The following is a 13,568-nucleotide window of genomic DNA, read 5'->3' as shown; positions in this document are numbered from 1 at the left end:
AGGACGGAGACAGACGCAGATGGGATGGAGGACGAAATGCATACCAGCTTAATCTTTTCCTAAAACTTTATCTATATCGACAGCCTGCGATGATGAAGGATGCGAACAACCGCAGGGAACGCCAGGGCTGGACGGGCCGCCTGCCGGCCCGGCACACCGGCTGCGGCAGGCGCAATGGAAGCCCCTTGGCTTCGGCCTTCGTCCGTCTTTGCCGGATGGCGGGGCTGATCGCGCTGCTGGTGGTGCTTCTTCTGCCGTTCGTCGGGAATGCCGCCGGTTCCGCGATCGCGGCGGTTTCTGATGTCGAACCGCTCCGTTTGGGGGCATCTACCGCCAGCGCCACGTTGGCCGGCCATTTCGCCCGGCTGGTCGATCCCGACCGCCAGCTCGATTTCGCCACCCTCCTGAAGGCGGACGCCGAAGGCCGGATGGAGCCGCGGGAGGATTTCCGTGGTGCCGGCCAGACCCGCGACATCCACTGGTACCGCTTCGATCTGCTGCGCGAACCCGGTGCCCCGGCCGACTGGCTGCTGGAGATGGGCGAGGCCTATATCGATCATCTCGACCTGTTCATTCCGAAAGCGACCGGTGCAGCCGGCGGAACTGCGGGCCGGCCGCAGGACCCCGCCGCCTATCGGCTGGTCCGGCTCGGCGACTTCGTTCCCTTCAGCCAGCGGCCGATGCGCACCCGGCTGCATAGCCTGCCGCTGACCCTGCCGGAGGGAAGGCCGGTCTCGCTCTATCTGCGCGTCGACTCGGTCAGCGCCATCCGGCTGTCGGCACGGATGTGGGCGCCGGCCGCCTATATCGGCCATCAGACCACCGATCTGCTGTTCCAGGGCCTGTTCCTGGGGGTGCTGGGCATCCTGACGCTGGGTTATGTTGCGTTGGGCCTGCTTCTGCGCGATGGGGCGTTGCTGGCCTACACCGGCTATGTCGCCACGGTGCTGTGCTATTACCTGTTCGCCAACGGCATCGCCGCCATCCTGCTGCCGGACCTGCCGGGCTGGTTCATGAACATGATGGTGGGCAGCAGCGGCTTTCTGGGCTTTGCCGCCGCCCTCACCATGTGGGTCTACATCCTCGACCTGAAGACCCGCGCCCCCTGGCTTCACCGCTGTTACCGGGGGCTGGCGCTGCTGGCCCTGCTGATGCTGCCGTCGACGGTTTCGCCGCTCTATACCCTGACCAACCCGATCGTGACGGTGTCGGCGCTGGTCGTCGTGGTGATCGCCCTGGTGCTGACGGCGCGGATGAGTTGGGCGAACCCCGGCGATCCGACTCCGCGCTTCTATCTGGCCAGCACGCTGATCTCGCTCGTCGGCCTGCTGCTGACGCAGATGTCGCTGCGTGGCGTTCTGCCGGCCGACTTCGCGGTCGCCGACCCCTATCAGATCTCGTCGATGCTGGCGGTGCTGGTGCTGGGCACCGGTCTCGCCCTGCGCATCGGCAGGCTTCAGTCGGAGCGGCTGCGCGCCCGCGAGGAATCGGCCTTCGCCACCAAGCGGGCTGAGGAGCAGCGCAGCTTCGTCGCCATGCTGTCGCATGAGTTCCGTACTCCGCTCGCTTCCATCGACAGCGCCGCCCAGATGATCGAGCTGTCGGGTGCCGTGGAGTCGCCGTCTTCGCTGGCCCGCCTGCAGCGCATTCGCGGCACCACCCGCAAGATGGCGGAACTGGTGGAGCTTTTCCTGTCCGCCGATGCTCTGGACCAGGGAGCGCTGGCCCTGAAGCCGGAGCCGGTGGCGCTGGGCCAGCTGATGGACGAGGTGCTGGGCGGGCTGGAAGGGACGGGAGCGGAGGAACGGCTGGATCTGTCCATCGATATCCCCGATCGTCCGCTGCTGGTCGACGCGCCGTTCCTGGGGGTTGCCATCGGCAATCTGGTGCAGAACGCGCTGCGCTACTCGCCGCTGGACACGCCGGTCCGGGTGACCGCCGGTGAAGATGGCGACCGCATTGTCATCCGCGTCGCCGACCAGGGCCGCGGCATGAGCGCCGAGGAGGTGGAGCGCATCGGCTCGATCTATTTCCGCGCCTCGTCCTCGCGCGGGACCAAGGGATCGGGGCTGGGGCTCTACATGACGCAGAAGATCGTTGCCGCCCATGGCGGAACCCTGTCGGTGGAGAGCTTGCGCGACCAGGGCTCCGTCTTCACCATTCGCTTGCCTGTGACGGACGGACCGCCGGAAGCCGGCCATCCCCTCGCCAAGTGATCGTTTCTGATAACTGTTCGCATTGCGTCCCTGGCCCAATATGTTATCTTATATCCTTTGTGCGTATCACTTTCGTGGGTGATCCAGCATCGGTTCAAGGGAGGGGATGATCGTCGACCGGGCCGCCAGGCGAAGAATGCCGCATGTGATCGGGCAAACAGGTCTGCTGGCTGCGGCTTTCCGGCATATCCGGCTTTTCGGCCTGACCCTGTGGATTGTGACGTTCGCCCTGCCGATCGCCGCATGGGCGCAGACAGGGACGCAGACGGCGGCCCCAGCCGAGGTGCAGGCGGCGGATCCCCTGCGTTTGACGGTGTCGACGGACCGTGCATCGCTCGCCGGCCATTTCGCCCGACTGATCGACCGCGAGCATGCGCTCGGCTTCGGCGACGTGCTGAAGGCCGATGCGGAAGGACGGTTCGAGCCGCAGACGATCTTCCGCGGTGCCGGTCAGACGCCCGACATCCACTGGTACAGGTTCGACCTGCTGCGTGAACCCGGTGCACCGGCTGACTGGATCATCGAACTGGGTGAAGCCTACATCGATCACCTCGACCTTTATGTTCCCGATCGGACCATGGCCGGCGATGCGGCCGGCTACAGCATCATCCGCATGGGCGATTTCGTTCCCTTCAGCCAGAGGCCGATGAAGACCCGGCTGCACACCACGCGGCTGACCCTGCCGGAGGGCAAGCCGGTTTCCCTCTATCTCCGCGTCGAGTCGGTCAGTTCCATCACCATGCGGGCGGCGGTCTACGCCGTTCCGGCCTATGCCGGCTTCCAGGTCACGAACCTGCTGTTCCTGGGCCTATTCTTCGGCGTGCTGGCCATCCTGATCATGGGATATGTGTCGCTGGGGTTGCTTCTGCGCGACGGGGCTCTGCTGGCCTTCACCGGCTATGCGGGGAGCGTTTTCGTCTTCTACCTGTTCTCGGGAGGGGTGGCGTCGATCCTGCTGCCCGATATGCCGGGTTGGTTGCAGAATCTGGTGGTCGGCAGCAGCGCCTTTCTCGGCGTCGCCGCGTCGGCGTGGATGTGGGACCGCATCCTCGACCTGCGGGTCCGCCATCCGCGTCTGCACTGGTTCTATGTCGGCATCCGCTGGATGGCGCTCCTGTCGCTTCCCAGCGCCGTCTCCTGGACCTATTCGATCACCAATCCGATCGTGCTGCTGTTCGCCACGGTGGGGACATTGGTCGGGGCAGTCCTGTCGATCGTGCAGGCGGTCAGGAATCCCGCCGACACCAGCGCCCGCTATTACGCCGCCAGCGGGTTGATCGCGATCACCGGCAACACACTGACCCAGTTCACGGTGCGTGGAACCCTGCCGGTGGATCTGCTGTTCGCCGATCCCTATCAGATCGCCGTGCTGGGCACGATGCTGTGCCTGGGGTCCGGTCTGGCGCTGCGCATCCGCGACCTGCAACGCGAGCGGGTGCGGGCGCAGGAGGAGTCGGCTTTCGCCACCAAGCGGGCGGAGGAACAGCGCACCTTCGTCGCCATGCTGTCGCATGAGTTCCGCACCCCGCTGGCCGCCATCCAGGGAGCGGCCCAGATGATCGAGCTGTCGGGCGAGGTGCGGGCGCCGTCGATGCAATCCCGCGTGCGCCGCATCATCGAAACCACGCGGCGCATGTCCGACCTGGTGGAACTGTTCCTGTCGGCGGATGCGCTGGACCAGGGAGCACTGGCGCTGAAGCCGGAGGTGGTGCCGCTCGACCTGCTGATGGACGAGGCGCTGGACGGGCTGGCCGGAGCGGAGAATGAGACCAGGCTGTCGGTGACGGTCGAGCCGACAGACCGGATGTTGCGGGTCGACCTGTCCTTCCTTGGGGTGGCGGTCGCCAATCTCGTGCGCAATGCGCTGCGCTATTCGCCACCCCATACGGTGGTCAGGGTGACGGCGCACTTGGCGGGGCAAGACCTTGTCATCCGCGTCGCCGACCAGGGCCACGGCATGAGCCCGGAGGAGGTCGAGCGGATCGGCTCGATCTATTTCCGTGCCTCGTCCTCGCGCGGAACCAAAGGGTCCGGTCTCGGGCTTTACATGACGCAGCGGATCGCCGCCGCCCATGGCGGTGCGCTGACGGTGGACAGCACGCTCGGTGTCGGATCGGTCTTCACCATCCGTTTGCCCGCGGTCGGGGAACCGGAGAGCGACGATGCCGCCGTCCCGGCAGGGGCGGACCCGTTGCCGGTTCAATAGAGCGTTTTCGGGATCCGTTCGGCCAACGACCGGTCATAGGCATCGCCGCCTTCGCGCCCGGCGCTGGCCTCCGCCAGCAAGGCGCCCACCGAGGGCAGGCTGCGGCGCTCGACCTGTGCCGCCGGATCCCACAGGCGGGAGCGCAGCAGGGCGCGGGCGCACTGGAAGAACACCGTGTCGATGGTGATCACCAGCACCGACTTCGGCACCTTGCCGTCGACGGCGAAGCTGTCGCACAGATCCCGGTCGGTGTCGATCACGGCGCGGCCGTTGACCCGCAACGTCTCGTTCAGCCCGGGCACCAGGAACAGCAGTCCGACCTGCGGATCGGCCAGGATGTTGCGCAGGCTGTCGATCCGGTTGTTGCCGCGCCGGTCGGGGATCAGCAGGGTGTGGTCGTCGGCAATCCGGACGAAGCCGGGGCCGTCGCCGCGCGGCGAGGCGTCCAGCCCGCCCGGTCCGCTGGTGGCGAGAACGAAGAAGGGCGACGCCTCGATCAGCGCGCAGTAGCCGGGGGTCAGTGCCGGCACCTCCTTGGCGATGGAGGGAGCCGCCGGCTCGCCATAGAGGGCTTCCAGGGCGGCGAGATCGGTGACGGGCCTGCTTCCCGGCCGGCTCATTTCGGGTCCAGCAGGAAATAGACGAAGTCGATCGACGGCGCGTCCAGCCCGAACTGGCTCAACAGCGTATGCGCCTGCCCGCGATGGTGGGTCTGGTGGTTGAAGATGTGGGTGACGACCTGGACGAAAGGCAGCTCGTGCGGCGTGCCGGCCATGCTGCGGTAGGACAGGACCGACTCGAACCGCTCCGCCGGGATTTCCGCCAGGACGCGTAGGATGCGCTCGTCCTCCGCCTCGCGGGCCGCGCGCAGGCCGGGGAAATCGTCATGGAGGATCTCGTCGAGCGAGGACGGTTTCGGCCCGGTTCCCTCGATCCGCTCCAGCCACACCCGGTCGGCGACCAGGATGTGGTTCAGCGTGCCGCGGATCGAACCGAAGAAGGCGCCGCAATCCTCGCGGTACTGCGCATCGGAAAGCTGAGACACAACCTCGTACAGGCGGCGGTTGGCCCAGCGGTTGTAGCGGGCGAGGGTCTCGAAATGCGGCTTGGGGTCCATGGGGAGCCTCTTGCTTGCTTACTTGCCCTCTCCCGCTCCGCGAGAAGGAGGAACGATCACACTCCCGCGCGCTTGGCCGACAGGCCGGATGGGGAGAGCAGGACCTCGCGCTTGCCTTGGTGATTGGCGGGGCCGACGACTCGCTCGGTCTCCATCCGCTCCACCAGACGGGCGGCGCGGTTATAGCCGATCTGGAGCTGGCGCTGGATGAAGCTGACCGACACCTTGCCCTCGCGCACCACGAGGTTGACGGCCTGCATGTAGAGGTCGTCGCCGGTCGCGGCGGAACCGCCGTCCTCGTCTTCCACCGTGGCGGCTTCCTCTTCCTCCTCGGTGATGGCGGTGACGTAGTTGGGAGCGCCCTGGGCCTTCACATACTGGACGATCTCCTCGACCTCCGAATCGGAGACGAAGGGGCCGTGGACGCGGGTGATGCGGCCACCGCCCTGCATGTACAGCATGTCGCCCTGGCCCAGCAGCTGCTCCGCCCCGGCTTCGCCCAGGATGGTGCGGCTGTCGATCTTGCTGGTGACCTGGAAGCTGATGCGGGTCGGGAAATTCGCCTTGATGGTGCCGGTGATGACGTCGACCGACGGGCGCTGCGTCGCCATGATCAGATGGATGCCGGCGGCACGCGCCATCTGGGCCAGACGCTGGATCGCCGCCTCGATCTCCTTGCCGGCCACCAGCATCAGGTCGGCCATCTCGTCGACGATCACGACGATATAGGGCAGCGGCGTCGGTTCCGACGGGGTCAGGTCGAAGACATTCTCCGGCTCGCCCGGCGCCGGGGCGCGGCGGGGCATCTTCTCGCCGTTGGCGATCATCTCCGCCATGCGGGCGTTGTAGCCCTCGATGTTGCGGACGCCGAGCTTGGACATCGCCTCGTAACGGCTTTCCATCTCGCGCACGGCCCAGCGCAGGGCCACCACCGCCTTCTTGGGATCGGTGACGACGGGGGTCAGCAGATGTGGGATGCCGTCATAGACCGACAGCTCCAGCATCTTGGGGTCGACCATGATGAAGCGGCAGCGCTCCGGCGGCAGCCGGTAGAGCAGCGACAGGATCATCGTATTGATCGCAACCGACTTGCCCGAGCCGGTGGTGCCGGCGACCAGCAGGTGCGGCATGCGGGCGAGGTCGGCCACCACCGGCTCGCCGCTGATGTCCTTGCCGAGCGCGATGGCGAGCTGGGCCGTGGTGTTGCGGAAGGCGTCGTGGTCGAAGCTTTCGCGCAGGTAGACCATCTCGCGCACCGGGTTCGGCAGCTCGACGCCGATGACGCTGCGACCGGGGACGATGGCGATGCGGGCGGTGACCACGCTCATCGAGCGGGCGATGTCGTCGGTCAGGTTGATGACGGTCGCCGACTTGGTGCCGGGCGCCGGCTCGAATTCATAGAGTGTCACCACCGGGCCGGGGCGGACGTCCATGATCTCGCCGCGGACGCGGAAATTCTTCAGGACGGTTTCCAGCATCCGCGCGTTGCGGGCCAGCACCGACTCGTCATGCTGCTGCACCGGACGCGGCGGCGGGGTCTGCAGCAGCGAGACGGTTGGCAGCGAATAGACCGTGGGGTATTCCACCGGCTCCGGCGGCGTGGCGGGCACCGGCATGGCCGGCGCAGCGCCGGGAGTGGCGGCAGGCGCACAGGGAGCCGTGGCTTCCGCCACCGGGGTGGCCTCGCAGGGGGCAGGCGCCTCGGCCGGTTCGCGCGCCTCATAGGCCCATTCGACACCCGACAGGAAGGCAAAGCCGGCGACCACCGCCAGCGCCTCGTCCGACAGGTTGGTGGAATAGACGGTACCGGCGCGCGGCGTGCCGGGCAGAACCTCCACGTCCCACATCACGCGGCCGTCGGGGCGCGGGTTGGGGACGAGGTTGAACGGACGGCCGTTCAGCGCGCACCACAGATTGAACTCGTCGGCGGTCACCACGCCCGCCTGGGTGGGCGGGGCGGCGAGATGCGGCATACGCGGGGTCATGCCGAGGCTCCCGGCTTCTGAACGGTGAGGGGGATCGGGCCGGAGGAGGAGCCCGGTGCCGGTGCCGGGCCCGGGGAGTATATCGGCGTGCGCGCCGCCAGTTCGCGTGGCGTCATTTCGTAGGCGGCGACCAGCAGCTTGTCGATGCCGACCCCATCGCTGGACATCGGCAGCACCAGCCGTTCGAAGCTGCGGGTGCGCCCGCCGAAGACGGCGGTGTGGACGCGGGCGACGGGCAGCCGTTCGCGGCGCACCGTCTCATATTCCGGCTGAAGCAATGCCCGCTGTTCCGGCGGCAGATCGTCCAGCGTGGCACCCAGGCGCGACTGGCCGAAGGCGGCGGCCAGTGCCTTGCCATAATAGGAATAGACGAAGGTGCCGGCTTCCTCCCCGATCACCTCGAAGACGGCGATGTTGTCCTTCCACGGCCGGAGATCGGCCGGGGAGATGCTGCTGGGGACCGGCGGCCGGCCGGCGACGGATTTGGTGAGCCAGAATTCGAGCAGGCCGCTGAGAGACGGCGTCGCCAGCTCGGTTCTTTCCTTGGTCATGACAATCGCAGCTGGACGGGCGGCGCTCCTGCGGAATGACGCCGCCGGAGCTTTCAAGAGCCGCCCGAACCATACCCGCAAGGGCCGGTGTGGTGCAACCGCAAGGGCCAAGCCCGGCCGGGCGCCGCACCGCCCTTGTTTACCCGCGCTTCATCAGGCGGCGCAGGTGACGCCGGTCCCGCCCAGGCCGCAATAGCCGTTGGGATTCTTGGCGAGATACTGCTGGTGATAGCCTTCGGCGAAGTAGAAGGGCGGGGCCTCGCGGATCTCGGTGGTGATTGGACCATAGCCGGCCTGGGCCAGCCGCCCCTGATAGGCTGCCAGCGTCGCCTCCGCCGCCGCCTGCTGGGCGGGGCTGTGGGTGTAGACGGCTGAGCGATACTGGGTGCCGACGTCGTTGCCTTGGCGCATGCCCTGGGTCGGGTCGTGGGATTCCCAGAAGACGCGCAGCAGGTCCTCGACCTTCACCATCGCCGGGTCGTAGACAACGCGCACCACCTCGGTATGGCCGGTGCGGCCGGAGCAGACCTCTTCATAGGTCGGGTTCGGGGTATGCCCGCCCTGATAACCGACGGCGGTCACCCAGACACCGCTAACTTGCCAGAATTTGCGCTCCGCCCCCCAAAAGCAGCCAAGCCCGAGGTCGATGACCTCAAGCCCCGGCGGGTAGGGGCCGGTCAGGCGATGGCGGTTGACGTGATGCTGCTCGGGAACCGGGATCGGTTGGCTGCGGCCGGGCAGCGCCTCCTCCGGCGTCGGCAGCGTCGCCGGCTTGCGCAGAAAATGCCCCAGCATGGTCGGGTCTCCCATCATGACGGTCCGTTGGAGGGACCTCTTATGTCGGGTGGCGGCCGGGCCGCGGCAAGATGGCGCAGAGTGCGCGCAGGTGGAACGGGTGTGCCGGTGAACCTTCGGGCGGGTCCGCGCGTTTGATGCTCTGTCCCGCGAGGATTCTGAAAGAAGGAGAGCCTTCATGGCCAGTACCACCGACGAGCGCCTGATCCAGTCCCTGATCGACCATGGCCGCCGCAATGGCAACCGGCTGAGCGCCGAGGCGCTGGGTGGCATCCTGCCCGTCGATACCATGACGCCGGAGGAGACCGCCGCGGTGATCGAGCGGGTCGAGGCGGCCGGGGTCGAGGTCGAACTGGACGATTCCCGCCTGACGCAGGGCCGGCCCAACCCGGCATTGGCACGGCAGGCCGGCGACTATCGTCGCGGCGACGGCGTTGTCGACATGGCGAGTCCGGCGGCCCCTGCTGTGTCGGCCCCCGGTGCGATACCATCGCGTCATGGCTGGGCCGACGAGGTCGGCAGCGGCCATGGCGGCAACCACCATGGCGCCGCGCCGACCTGGACACGCAACGGAGTGGAAATGCTGCCGCTGGCGTCGGTCGCCCTGGTTGCGGTGGTGCTGATCGCAGCGCTCGGGTAATGGGCGTTACCCAGCGGCCAGGGCGTGGATGAGGATGGCGGCGGTGGCGGCGACGTTCAGCGACTGGACGCGCCCGCTGCCGGGGATGGTCAGCACCGCCTCGCAGGCCGCCAGCGTGGCCGGCGGGATGCCGTCCTCCTCGTTGCCCAGCACGACCGCCGGCGGCTTGGTATTCGCCTTGCCGCGCCAGCCCGTCAGCGCGCTGGCATCGACCGTCGGCCGGCTCTGGTCCAGTGCCGTCCCGAACACCCGATGGCTGGCGCGCAGCCGCTTGAGCAGGGCGGGCAGGGTGGGGGCACGCTCCAGCGTCACCCACTCGAAGCCGCCCTCCGCCACGCGGTAGGCTGCCTCCGACGGCATGGCCTGGCCGGGATGGTCGGAGACCAGGACGCGGGGCAGGCCGAAGAAGGCGGCGGTGCGCAGGATGGCGCCGAGATTGTGCGGGTTGCCGACGCCGTCCAGGATCAGCAGCGGCTCCGCCGTCCGGCGCGCCGTCTCGGTATCGAACAACGATAGTGTCCGCGGCGCCATCAGCGCCACCACCCCGCCGTGCAGAACGGTGCCGGCGACCTTCGCCAGCTCGTCGGCCTCCACCATGCGGTAGGGCTTTCTGGCCGCCGCCATCGCCTTGCAGTAGGCGCCCACCGCCGGTTTCAGCCGCTCGTCGAAGAACAGGCGCTCCACCCGCTCCGGCTCATGGGTGAACAGGGCGGACACGGCGGCCAGTCCGGCGACGCGGAACAGCTTGCGCGACTCGGTAGGCTCCGGAACGGACGGGGAGACGGGGGCGGCGGTCCGGGTGCGGGCACGGCTGGGATGGGGCGGGCGCCCGCGCGGAGGCATGGAGGTCCTGTCTGTCTGGTAAAGAGGTGGCGGCTTACAGCAGCTTCACCACCAGGAAGCCGCCGATCAGCGCCACCGCGAACACGCTGGTGACGAGCGTCAGCCGCTTTTCGATGAAGGCGCGGATCGGCGGACCGAAGAAATACAGCAGCGCCGCCACCAGATAGAAGCGGATCGACCGCGAGATGATCGAGGCGCCGATGAACACCCACAGCGGCAGGTGCGCCACGCCGGCGGTGATGGTCAGCAGCTTGTAGGGGATGGGCGTCATGCCCTTGATGATCAGGATCTCCGCCCCGTACTCGACGAAGGTGTGGCGCAGCTGCTCGAACTTGTCGGTCAGGTGATAGAAGTCGATCACCCAGCGGCCGATTGTCTCGTACAGGAAATAGCCGATCATGTAGCCGGCGATGCCGCCGACCACCGAGGCCAGCGTGCAGATCGTCGCCAGCTTCCACGCCGCCTTGCGGTTGGCGATGACCATCGGCACCAGCAGCAGGTCCGGCGGCAGCGGGAAGAAGGAGCTTTCGGCAAAGGACACCCCGGCCAGCCAGGCGGTCGAATCCTTCGACGCGGCCTTGGCCATGGTCCAGTCGTAAAGACGCTTCAGCATGAATGGGCCGTCCTTCGTCGCTGCCGTTGCGGTGCACGAGGCCTCTTTTAGGCGCGACGGTGCCGGTGCGCCAGTGCCCAATTCGACCGCCTCCGGACAGGGAGAACCCGTCCGGAGGCGTTAGCCCGTTCCAGTGGAGCCGGTTCAGGCGGCAGCAGCGCCTGAGGGTAGCGCGTTGGCGTTGGCAGTGGCGTTGACAGCTGGCACCGGCGCCGGAACCTTGCTCTTGCGCAGTTCGCCGCGCAGTCGCAGCAGGTTGGCGGCGGCGCAGAAGGCGTCCGATGCCATCGCGAAGGGCGACATCACCAGCGCGTTGTGGCTGACCCAGAAACCGCCGGCCACCAGCAGAAGAAGGCGCATGCGCACCGCGTCCGACTGCCAGCGTGCCAGCGTGGAGAAGGTGATGCCCAGGCTGGACAGCGCCGACGGCAGGCCGGACCAAGTGAACAGTGCGATGGCGGCGATGCCCGGCACGGTGGCGGCGAAGACCGCCGTCTGCCAGCGGCTGCGCCCTTCCGGCAGCGCTGCCAGAGCCTGCGCCACCACCAGCAGGCAAAGCGCCGCGGCGGTGTGCGCGCCCAGCAGCACATAGTGGGTGATGAACATCAGGTTGGTGGCGGCCTGCCCGGCCAGCAGGGCGCGGCGCTTCTTCATCAGCGGCCACAGGCACGAACCGGCGAAGGCGGCGCCGCCGAAAGCGTCGGCGGCGGTGATGGGCAGGGGAAGGGACAGCATGGCGGGGGATCGGCTCGGGCAAAGGCATGGCGGTGCGGAGCCACGACTGCGGTCCGTCCGGATGCCTGATGAGATCGGGAGAATGGGGTGTTGCCGTCCGGTCACGCTGGAGCCGAGCTGCAACAGAGCCATATGTAAGATGCCTTGCCGCGCCGCACCATCGGGCTTCCCGTCGCTCTGGGCTGCACCGCGCGCATGGAAGAAAAAACAGACGTCAGTGCTTGGGCAGGTTTTGGCTGCGACTTGCGGTGCCTGGCCCGATCAATTGACAACCAAACAGGCTGGACTCAGCCGGCCGGCGGCTCCGTCCCGGCGACCGGCTCTCCGCTCGTGTCGTCCTTCAGCACCTCCTCCAGCCAGCGCAGATGCGGTTCGGCGGCCTTTCGCGCCTCCTCCTGGGTCTGGCGGTAACGGGCGACGACCTCCTGGCCCAGCGGGGTCAGGCCGGCGCCGCCGCCTTCCCGCCCGCCGACGCTGGTGCGGATCACCGGCTCGCGGAAGGCGGTGTTCATGGTCTCTACCAGGAACCAGGCCCGGCGGAAGGTCATGTCCAGTGACCGTGCGGCGGCGGAGATCGAGCCGGTGCGGTCGATGGCCTCCAGCAGGGCGATCTTGCCGGGGCCTATGGCGCCCGACGGGTGCAGGAAACGGACACGAAGGTCGGCGGGCATGATGTTCCGATGTGAATCCGAAAAAGGATAGGAACAACCATGTGGGGGCTGCCACGCCGGTTCAAGCGACAAGTCGCGCAATAGGGGAAGCCACTGATGGAGTGCGCAATCGGTCGCACCCCTTCAGTGGCTCTCCAAGGCTTGTTCGCCGTCAGGCGTCAGTCTGCTCCGGCGGCCTCGGCGAGCCCCAGGAAGGCGGGCAGTTCGTGGGTGATGACGTAGGTGGGGATCGGCGCCAGGAAGTCGCGCATCCGGCCCTTCTCCATGAAGCGCTTGCGGAAGCGGGAGTGGGTGAACATCGTGCCCAGCTTCGGCACGATGCCGCCGGCGATATAGACGCCGCCACGCGCCCCCAGCGTCAGGGCAAGGTTCCCGGCCACGGTGCCCAGCATGGCGCAGAACATCTCAACCGCTTCGGCGCAATGGGGCTCGCTGCCGGCCAGGGCATTGTCCGCCACCTGTGCCGGGCTGAGGGCGGCCGGCTCCCGCCCGTCCAGGATCGACAGCGCGCCGTAGAGGTTGACGAGGCCCGGACCGGACAGCACCCGCTCGGACGAGACATGCTCGAAGCTCTTGCGCAGCTGGCCCAGAACGGCGCTCTCGCGGTCGCTGATCGGCGCCATGGTGACATGGCCGCCTTCGCCCGACAGTGCGGTCCAGCGGTTGTTGGCGCCGGGGACCAGCCCGGACACACCCAATCCGCTGCCCGGACCCAGCACGCCGACGACGGCGCCCGCCTGCGGCGCGCCCTCGCCGATCTGGCGCCGGTCCTCGTCGGCCAGACGCGGCACCGACAGGGCGACGGCGGTGAAGTCGTTGATGACGACCAGCCCGTCCAGCCCCAGGGCGTCCCGCACCCGGTTGACGGAGAACTGCCAGACCAGATTGGTCATGGCGATGTGGTCGCCGGTAACCGGCCCCGCCACCGCGAAGGCGCCGCGCCGCGGCCGGCCGGGAGCACCGACCGCCGCCAGCCCGACCGCCGACAGATAGGCGGTCGCCGCATCCTCGATCGAGGCGTAGTCGGCACAGCGCAGCACGCGGGTGTCGCGTACGATCCGGCCGTCGATCAGGCCGAAGCGCGCATTGGTGCCGCCGATGTCGGCGACCAGAATGGGGGCGGCAGTGGGAGCGGCGTTACCGGCGGTGCCGGGAATGGCGGAGGAGAGGTCGGCGGCCATGGATCCGGATCTGCG

13 protein-coding genes are annotated in these 13,568 nt (G+C 68.0%); 3 read left to right on the top strand and 10 right to left on the bottom strand.

Going from position 1 to position 13,568, the window contains the following annotated elements; genetic code table 11:
- Positions 1–89 precede the first annotated feature (89 nt).
- Together E6C72_RS03255 and E6C72_RS03250 are read left to right on the top strand one after the other, a co-directional pair.
- Complete coding sequence (locus E6C72_RS03255; protein WP_109085047.1) at positions 90–2,216, top strand: sensor histidine kinase; 2,127 nt, start codon at positions 90–92, stop codon at positions 2,214–2,216.
- A 136-nt stretch (positions 2,217–2,352) separates the two neighbouring features.
- Positions 2,353–4,422, top strand: a complete 2,070-nt coding sequence (locus tag E6C72_RS03250; RefSeq protein ID WP_109085046.1) for a sensor histidine kinase — start codon at positions 2,353–2,355, stop codon at positions 4,420–4,422.
- On the opposite strand, the gene E6C72_RS03245 is transcribed toward E6C72_RS03250, so the two are convergent.
- The 5 genes from E6C72_RS03245 to msrA all read right to left on the bottom strand — a co-directional run bounded on the left by E6C72_RS03245 (position 4,416) and on the right by msrA (position 8,870).
- On the bottom strand, positions 4,416–5,042 hold the full coding sequence (locus E6C72_RS03245) for a pyridoxamine 5'-phosphate oxidase family protein (protein ID WP_109085045.1): 627 nt from the start codon (positions 5,040–5,042) through the stop codon (positions 4,416–4,418). The two genes, E6C72_RS03250 and E6C72_RS03245, sit on opposite strands and share 7 nt — an antisense overlap.
- On the bottom strand, positions 5,039–5,539 hold the full coding sequence (locus E6C72_RS03240; RefSeq protein ID WP_109085044.1) for a DinB family protein: 501 nt from the start codon (positions 5,537–5,539) through the stop codon (positions 5,039–5,041). Before E6C72_RS03240 ends, E6C72_RS03245 begins: the two co-directional genes overlap by 4 nt.
- A gap of 56 nt (positions 5,540–5,595) precedes the next feature.
- The gene (locus E6C72_RS03235; RefSeq protein WP_109085043.1) at positions 5,596–7,524 is read right to left on the bottom strand and encodes a DNA translocase FtsK; all 1,929 of its coding nucleotides are present in this window, start codon (positions 7,522–7,524) and stop codon (positions 5,596–5,598) included.
- On the bottom strand, positions 7,521–8,075 hold the full coding sequence (locus tag E6C72_RS03230; RefSeq protein WP_109085042.1) for a PAS domain-containing protein: 555 nt from the start codon (positions 8,073–8,075) through the stop codon (positions 7,521–7,523). The genes E6C72_RS03235 and E6C72_RS03230 overlap by 4 nt, the downstream gene beginning before the upstream one ends.
- Positions 8,076–8,228: 153 nt before the next feature.
- Positions 8,229–8,870 (bottom strand): peptide-methionine (S)-S-oxide reductase MsrA, encoded by a 642-nt coding sequence (msrA, locus tag E6C72_RS03225; RefSeq protein ID WP_109085085.1) that lies wholly within the window; start codon positions 8,868–8,870, stop codon positions 8,229–8,231.
- A 178-nt stretch (positions 8,871–9,048) separates the two neighbouring features.
- On the opposite strand from msrA, the gene E6C72_RS03220 reads away from it, so the two are divergent.
- On the top strand, positions 9,049–9,510 hold the full coding sequence (locus tag E6C72_RS03220; protein ID WP_109085041.1) for a hypothetical protein: 462 nt from the start codon (positions 9,049–9,051) through the stop codon (positions 9,508–9,510).
- 6 nt (positions 9,511–9,516) lie between these two features.
- Here E6C72_RS03220 and E6C72_RS03215 read toward each other — a convergent pair whose 3' ends face one another.
- From E6C72_RS03215 to E6C72_RS03195, 5 genes are all read right to left on the bottom strand, one after another.
- Complete coding sequence (locus tag E6C72_RS03215; RefSeq protein WP_109085040.1) at positions 9,517–10,353, bottom strand: RNA methyltransferase; 837 nt, start codon at positions 10,351–10,353, stop codon at positions 9,517–9,519.
- A gap of 34 nt (positions 10,354–10,387) precedes the next feature.
- Positions 10,388–10,966: a YqaA family protein gene (locus tag E6C72_RS03210; protein ID WP_109085039.1), complete on the bottom strand. Its 579-nt coding sequence runs from the start codon at positions 10,964–10,966 to the stop codon at positions 10,388–10,390.
- A 144-nt stretch (positions 10,967–11,110) separates the two neighbouring features.
- Positions 11,111–11,701 (bottom strand): YgjV family protein, encoded by a 591-nt coding sequence (locus tag E6C72_RS03205; protein WP_109085038.1) that lies wholly within the window; start codon positions 11,699–11,701, stop codon positions 11,111–11,113.
- Between the two features lie 287 nt (positions 11,702–11,988).
- Positions 11,989–12,372 carry a winged helix-turn-helix domain-containing protein gene (locus E6C72_RS03200; protein ID WP_109085037.1) on the bottom strand — a complete coding sequence of 128 codons (384 nt, stop codon included), beginning with the start codon at positions 12,370–12,372 and terminating at the stop codon, positions 11,989–11,991.
- A gap of 158 nt (positions 12,373–12,530) precedes the next feature.
- The gene (locus E6C72_RS03195; RefSeq protein WP_109085036.1) at positions 12,531–13,553 is read right to left on the bottom strand and encodes a glucokinase; all 1,023 of its coding nucleotides are present in this window, start codon (positions 13,551–13,553) and stop codon (positions 12,531–12,533) included.
- Between the last annotated feature and the right edge of the window lie 15 nt (positions 13,554–13,568).

Origin of the sequence: Azospirillum sp. TSH100, from assembly GCF_004923295.1 — a bacterium.
GTDB lineage: Bacteria > Pseudomonadota > Alphaproteobacteria > Azospirillales > Azospirillaceae > Azospirillum.
Note: the sequence above shows the minus strand (reverse complement) of the source record. Positions and strands in the feature narration are given on the sequence as shown.

Coding starts and splice junctions, on each gene's coding strand:
- E6C72_RS03245 (WP_109085045.1), bottom strand. CDS start 5,042: ATGAGCCGGCCGGGAAGCAGGCCCGTCACCGATCTCGCCGCCCTGGAA.
- E6C72_RS03250 (WP_109085046.1), top strand. CDS start 2,353: ATGCCGCATGTGATCGGGCAAACAGGTCTGCTGGCTGCGGCTTTCCGG.
- E6C72_RS03215 (WP_109085040.1), bottom strand. CDS start 10,353: ATGCCTCCGCGCGGGCGCCCGCCCCATCCCAGCCGTGCCCGCACCCGG.
- E6C72_RS03195 (WP_109085036.1), bottom strand. CDS start 13,553: ATGGCCGCCGACCTCTCCTCCGCCATTCCCGGCACCGCCGGTAACGCC.
- E6C72_RS03255 (WP_109085047.1), top strand. CDS start 90: ATGATGAAGGATGCGAACAACCGCAGGGAACGCCAGGGCTGGACGGGC.
- E6C72_RS03205 (WP_109085038.1), bottom strand. CDS start 11,701: ATGCTGTCCCTTCCCCTGCCCATCACCGCCGCCGACGCTTTCGGCGGC.
- E6C72_RS03230 (WP_109085042.1), bottom strand. CDS start 8,075: ATGACCAAGGAAAGAACCGAGCTGGCGACGCCGTCTCTCAGCGGCCTG.
- E6C72_RS03200 (WP_109085037.1), bottom strand. CDS start 12,372: ATGCCCGCCGACCTTCGTGTCCGTTTCCTGCACCCGTCGGGCGCCATA.
- E6C72_RS03240 (WP_109085044.1), bottom strand. CDS start 5,539: ATGGACCCCAAGCCGCATTTCGAGACCCTCGCCCGCTACAACCGCTGG.
- msrA (WP_109085085.1), bottom strand. CDS start 8,870: ATGCTGGGGCATTTTCTGCGCAAGCCGGCGACGCTGCCGACGCCGGAG.
- E6C72_RS03220 (WP_109085041.1), top strand. CDS start 9,049: ATGGCCAGTACCACCGACGAGCGCCTGATCCAGTCCCTGATCGACCAT.
- E6C72_RS03235 (WP_109085043.1), bottom strand. CDS start 7,524: ATGACCCCGCGTATGCCGCATCTCGCCGCCCCGCCCACCCAGGCGGGC.
- E6C72_RS03210 (WP_109085039.1), bottom strand. CDS start 10,966: ATGCTGAAGCGTCTTTACGACTGGACCATGGCCAAGGCCGCGTCGAAG.